The 1,287-nt window shown below is 68.1% G+C and carries 2 protein-coding genes; both read right to left on the reverse strand.

Annotated features, from left to right (window positions below):
• Positions 1-109: 109 nt before the first annotated feature.
• Complete coding sequence (locus ACQKIP_RS47680; RefSeq protein ID WP_365867203.1) at positions 110-466, reverse strand: PRC-barrel domain-containing protein; 357 nt, start codon at positions 464-466, stop codon at positions 110-112.
• A gap of 147 nt (positions 467-613) precedes the next feature.
• Positions 614-1,287: CocE/NonD family hydrolase C-terminal non-catalytic domain-containing protein (locus tag ACQKIP_RS47685; RefSeq protein WP_427745892.1), on the reverse strand; the 674-nt coding region annotated here is incomplete at its 5' end.

Consider the following 1,287-nt stretch of genomic DNA (forward strand, 5'->3'; position numbering starts at 1 on the left):
GGGTGGGCTCGTTTTTGTTTATACGCCCCCCCCGGGGGGCGCCGGGGCCCCCCGGCCCCCGGGGCGCCGACAGAGTCATTGCGGCGGCGCGCTCACGCCCGCGCGAGGGTCAATGACCCGGACCGAGACCGCCGTAGTAGCCGCCGAGCTGGTCGCGGTACGCGGGGTCGCCCAGGTGCTTCTCCTTGTCGAACTCGGGCGCATCCTTGATCTGGTCCTTGGTGCGCGAGACCAGGATCTTCCGCGCGTCGTGGTCGATGGCGGTGACGGTGCTCGCAGGCAGCAGCACCTCCTTGCCGAAGATCCACACTCCGGTGTCGACGACGATGTACTGGTTGGCGACCTCGTTCGAGTGCTTGTCGACCTTGCCGATGTGACCGTCGGCTGCCTCGACCTTGTAGCCGGTCAGATCGGCGTCCGGGCCATGCCCGGCGGTCGGGGCGTAGCTCCAGATTTCGTTGCTCATCGAGAACTCCTCAATTGGTTTTCCCCGAAAGGCGGGGATTCACATAACGGGAGGAGATGATCAACCTCCAAGGCACCGGGTGCCCTGCCGGAATGGCGGCAAACAGAAGAAACCGGCCGGATCCCCGCAGTTGATTCGGATACGGCGTCACATGAGATCCCGGGGCACGCTTTCGTTCCAGGTCCGCGAGAAAACCCGGCGGTCGCCCTCGTATCCGTCCAGGGTGGCGTCCACCCTGAAGTGGCCCTCGTCACAGCTGAGGACGGTGCGGGTCTCCACCCGTACGTCCCAGTCGTCGCGGCTGAAGGACATCGTCCAGGCCGACTCTCCGGTGGCGGAGGTGAAGTCCTCGGCCACGGAGGTGTAGCGCTCGTAGGCCCGGCGGCCGACATCCAGGCCGATGTCGTCGATCCGTACCGTGCCCCGGTCCTTGACGATCTCCAGCTCCGCGGCGTAGTCGACCAGGTCACGCTTGACCTGCCAGCGCTCCTCGGGGGCGACCAGCTGGGTCGAGGGGCGCGGTCGCGTGCCTTCGGGTTCGCCGAAGGGCTCGTGGGACACGGCGTCGGGCTCCTCCACCGGGCGGACCGGCAAGGTCAGGGTGCTCGACGTCTCGTGCACGGTCAGGAGCACCGGCTTGGGCGGCGGCCAGGCCAGCGGCCAGTACGAGGTGGACAGCGACAGGCGGATGCGGTGACCGGGCGGGAAGGCCTGGGCGACGCCGTTGAGGGGGATGACCGCGCGGTAGCGGCGGCCGGGTTCGAGGGGCCGCGGATCACTGTTGTGCGCGTCGTTGCGGGTGAGGTTGAGCAGGCCATAGC

Origin of the sequence: Streptomyces sp. NPDC059900 (assembly GCF_050270335.1) — a bacterium.
Lineage (GTDB): Bacteria > Actinomycetota > Actinomycetes > Streptomycetales > Streptomycetaceae > Streptomyces.